The sequence below is a fragment of the Nocardiopsis lucentensis DSM 44048 genome, assembly GCF_000341125.1.
Classification (GTDB): Bacteria; Actinomycetota; Actinomycetes; order Streptosporangiales; family Streptosporangiaceae; genus Nocardiopsis; species Nocardiopsis lucentensis.
On record NZ_ANBC01000761.1, the window covers coordinates 1 to 3,469 of the forward strand.

6 protein-coding genes are annotated in these 3,469 nt (G+C 71.5%); 3 read left to right on the forward strand and 3 right to left on the reverse strand.

Features of this window, described 5'->3' with window-relative positions:
• Window positions 1-91 precede the first annotated feature (91 nt).
• Entirely contained in the window at window positions 92-454 is a 363-nt protein-coding gene (locus tag D471_RS0126305) for a hypothetical protein (protein WP_017601377.1), read from the forward strand.
• Between the two features lie 76 nt (window positions 455-530).
• On the opposite strand, the gene D471_RS0126310 is transcribed toward D471_RS0126305, so the two are convergent.
• Together D471_RS0126310 and D471_RS0126315 are read right to left on the reverse strand one after the other, a co-directional pair.
• The gene (locus D471_RS0126310) at window positions 531-893 is read right to left on the reverse strand and encodes a GntR family transcriptional regulator (RefSeq protein WP_026128094.1); all 363 of its coding nucleotides are present in this window, start codon (window positions 891-893) and stop codon (window positions 531-533) included.
• A 288-nt stretch (window positions 894-1,181) separates the two neighbouring features.
• The gene (locus D471_RS0126315; protein ID WP_017601379.1) at window positions 1,182-1,568 is read right to left on the reverse strand and encodes a hypothetical protein; all 387 of its coding nucleotides are present in this window, start codon (window positions 1,566-1,568) and stop codon (window positions 1,182-1,184) included.
• 142 nt (window positions 1,569-1,710) lie between these two features.
• On the opposite strand from D471_RS0126315, the gene D471_RS0126320 reads away from it, so the two are divergent.
• Both D471_RS0126320 and D471_RS0126325 read left to right on the forward strand, forming a co-directional pair.
• The gene (locus D471_RS0126320) at window positions 1,711-2,346 is read left to right on the forward strand and encodes a TetR/AcrR family transcriptional regulator (RefSeq protein WP_017601380.1); all 636 of its coding nucleotides are present in this window, start codon (window positions 1,711-1,713) and stop codon (window positions 2,344-2,346) included.
• Between the two features lie 124 nt (window positions 2,347-2,470).
• The gene (locus D471_RS0126325; protein WP_017601381.1) at window positions 2,471-3,256 is read left to right on the forward strand and encodes a sporulation protein; all 786 of its coding nucleotides are present in this window, start codon (window positions 2,471-2,473) and stop codon (window positions 3,254-3,256) included.
• 59 nt (window positions 3,257-3,315) lie between these two features.
• Here the strand turns inward: D471_RS0126325 and D471_RS42100 are convergent.
• Window positions 3,316-3,469, reverse strand: a 154-nt coding sequence (locus D471_RS42100; RefSeq protein WP_449406578.1) for an ABC transporter ATP-binding protein, incomplete at its 5' end; no start/stop codon positions are given.

Below are 3,469 nucleotides of genomic sequence, written 5' to 3' on the forward strand. Positions count from 1 at the left end.
TGTCCGGACCGCCGTCCCAGGTCAGGGAGAACCCGGATATCTCCCTGACTTCACTGGTCGACAGCGGTGGCCGGGCTCCGGAAGTGGGACGATGGACGCCATGACGGACACTCCCCCGCGACGCCACGACGAGATCTCCGCAGCCCTGCGCGCCAGCCGCGAACTCGGCCCCGAGTACGACGAAGCACTGGCCGCCTCCCTGGTGGAGCGGATCGACGACACCATCGACGAACGAGTGCGCCACCACGTCGCCGAGCGGCTGGACGAAGCGCACCACCCCCGGCGCGGAATGTCGGGCAACACCGCGCGCTTCGTGCTGGCCCTGGTGACCCTCGGGCTGAGCATCCCGCTGACCGCCATGACCGCCACCCTGGTCGCGGGCGAGGCCGTGGCGTTCCTGTGGGCGGGGCTGATCATCTTCTACATCGTCGTCGTCAGGGGCATGAGCCGCTGAGCGCCCCCGAACACCGGAGCCGGGTGAACGACCCCGCGCGGCGGTCCGGCGACCACCACGCGGGCCCGCCCGGACCTCAGCCCTCCAGGGCGGCGCGCACGATCTCGAGCGCTTCCCCGCGGTCGAGCCCCACACGCGAGATCACCTCGGCGTAGGCTCGGGCGGCCGCCAGGGCCTCCGCGCGCTGGTCGTCACCCGAGGCGGCCACGAAGGTCCCCGACCGGCCCCGTGTCTCGACCACCCCGGCCTGTTCGAGCTCCCGGTAGGCACGCGCCACCGTGTTCACCGCCACGGACAGCTGCCCGGCCAACGCCCGAACCGTGGGCAACCGGTACCCCACGGGCAGTTCGCCGTTGGCAGCCGCGATCGCGACGATCGTCCGGATCTGCTCATAGGGCGGTACCTTCGACGTCGGATCAATGCGGATGAACTCCGCCATCTCCTTCTGCGCTCCCCACCAGGCTCCTGTCCCCGCGTACGCGAGGAGACCGTGTTCGATCAGCCGCAATCCAACGTACCGTTCCCATGGCGATGGGCCGGTGTCGGCCAAACCATACGAAACCGGACCGGAGGTTCGGTGGTGCTCTCCCGGCCGGTCCTGGAGATCGCGGGACAGCACGAACTGATCACGTAGGCGTACCCGGCTCTGGCCACCCCTAAAGTGCCCACCCCGTATCTCGTGTGAGCCCGTGGTGGCCCCAGCAGGGCCCGGTCGGCGGGGCGGCGGTCAGGCGACCGGGCGGGGGATCCGCTGAACCCCGTGCAGACGGTGGTCCTCCCGGGCGGTGAGCAGGCGCTCGGCGACGCGCGTCGCCTCCCGGACCTCGGGCCGGGCCAGGCGCTTGCGGCGGTGAATGCGATCACGGTAGCCCCGGACACCGACCAGGACCCGCTCACGCGCGTAGGCGGCGCGCATGGCCTCGGTGAGCACCCCGTCCAGGACCAGCCCGAGGTGGCGCAGCTCCGTCGCCGAGGCGTGCCTGTCGTGTGCCTCCGCCAGGGCCGCCTCGGCCCCGGCGACCGCCGCCAGGAGTTCGGGCAGCCGCTCGGCCTCCTCCCGGTCACGCGCGAGGCTCTCGCGCGCCTGCGTCCTGGTCTGCTCGGTCAGTGCCATGTGTCACTCCGTACACGCGTCCAGTCGGTCAAGCTCACTCTAGAGTGACGTGGATCATCTCGCGACCGGTTCCGCGCGTCGAAGGTGGCCACCCGCACGCCGTACCGCCACGCTGTCGGTGCACATCCCCGAAAGGACCACAGTGAGCAGGAACTACGCCGGACTCAGCCGGGAGCGCATCATCGTCGAGGCGCTGCACATCATCAGTGGACGCGGCCTGGGCGGCCTGTCCATGCGCCGCCTCGGCGACGCCCTGGAGGTCGAGGCGATGGCCGTCTACCACCACTTCCCCCTCGGCAAGGAGCAGCTCTTCAACGCCATCGCCGCCTACGTGACCTCCCCCTCCCCCACCGGCACGGCGCTCGGCGCGGAAGCGGCCGAGGAGGAGGGGCGGGACACGGAGGAGGGCGGCCCGGACAGCGTGGAGGTCGTGGATCCGGGCCCCTGGGACGCCCGACTGACCGACTGGGCCCGCGTCTACCGCGCCCGGCTGCTGGAGTACTCGGGCGCCCTGTCCCTGTTGGTCCACCGCGCCCCGCGCACCGAGGCCGACACCGCCACGCGCGCCCTGGTACACGGCGCCTTCACCGAGGCGGGCCTGTCGGGGGACGACGTGGAGCGCGCGGCCGACGCCCTGTACTCGTACTGCGTCGGCGCGGTCATCCACGAGGTGCGCCACCGCGACGACGAGGACGCTCCCGACGGGGCGGAACGCGAGGTCAGGTTCCGGTTCGGCCTGCGGTCACTGTTGCGGGGGCTCACCGCCGCGGACGCGTGAGAGGCGACGAAGGGCGTGGAACCATGTGGCCCGCCGGATCGTCTCTCTACCCAGGGGTGCACCGTCGTCGATCCTCGTTCCTCGTCCCGCCGCCCCAGGGCCGAGGACTACAGAAAGCTCTCCCATGGTCTTCAAGAAGATTCTCGCCGGTATCGGAGTCGGCGGGGCCTCGGTGGAAACGACGCTGGACACACCCGTCGTCCAGCCCGGAGGCGTCATCCGAGGCACCGTGCACATCCAGGCGGGCGACGTCGAGCAGCAGATCGACGAACTCACCGTCGGCCTGGAGTCCCGGGTGGAGGTCGAGTCCGGGGACCACGAGTACACCCGCAACGTGGAGTTCCAGCGCGTGCGGGTGGGCGGCCAGGCGGTGATCGCCCCCGGGCAGAACTTCCGGGTGCCGTTCGAGCTCCCCGTCCCCCACGAGGCCCCGATCACCAGCGTCCGCGGCCAGCGCCTGCACCCGATGAACGTGGGCGTGAACACGCGTCTGCACCTGGCCGGGGCCGTGGACCCGGGGGATCTGGACCCGGTGGCGATCGAGCCGCTGCCGTCCCAGGCCGCCTTCCTGGACGCCCTGATCCGGCTGGGCTTCTCCTTCCGCCACGCCGACCTGGAGCAGGGCCGGATCCGGGGCACGCGCCAGACGCTGCCCTTCTACCAGGAGATCGAGTACTTCGCCGCCCGCCGGTACGAGGGGCTCAACGCCCTCGAGCTGTCGTTCGTCGCCGACCAGCACGGCATGGACGTCGTCCTGGAGCTGGACAAGAAGCGCGGGCTGCTCTTCTCCGAGGGCAGCGACACCTACCACCACGTGGCCGTCACCCACCAGGAGGGAATCGACCGCGACTGGGCGGACTACCTGCACCAGTGGATCGACGCGCTGGCCGGACGCAGGCGGATGTTCTGACCCCGGCGGACCCGGGGCCGGTCGCCGTCCCCGGGTCCGGCCCCGGCGCGCTCGCCGGGTCAGCCGCCGTTCCCGCGCAGGCGGAGGCGTTCGGCGCGGTGGCGTCTGGCCTCGTCGGCGTCCAACACCGGCGCCGCCGCCAACAACTGACGCGTGTACTCGCTCCGCGGATCCTCGTACACGCTGTCGCTGTCGCCCATCTCCACGATCTCA

Coding starts and splice junctions, on each gene's coding strand:
- D471_RS0126305 (WP_017601377.1), top strand. CDS start 92: ATGGACGCCATGACGGACACTCCCCCGCGACGCCACGACGAGATCTCC.
- D471_RS0126310 (WP_026128094.1), bottom strand. CDS start 893: ATGGCGGAGTTCATCCGCATTGATCCGACGTCGAAGGTACCGCCCTAT.
- D471_RS0126315 (WP_017601379.1), bottom strand. CDS start 1,568: ATGGCACTGACCGAGCAGACCAGGACGCAGGCGCGCGAGAGCCTCGCG.
- D471_RS0126325 (WP_017601381.1), top strand. CDS start 2,471: ATGGTCTTCAAGAAGATTCTCGCCGGTATCGGAGTCGGCGGGGCCTCG.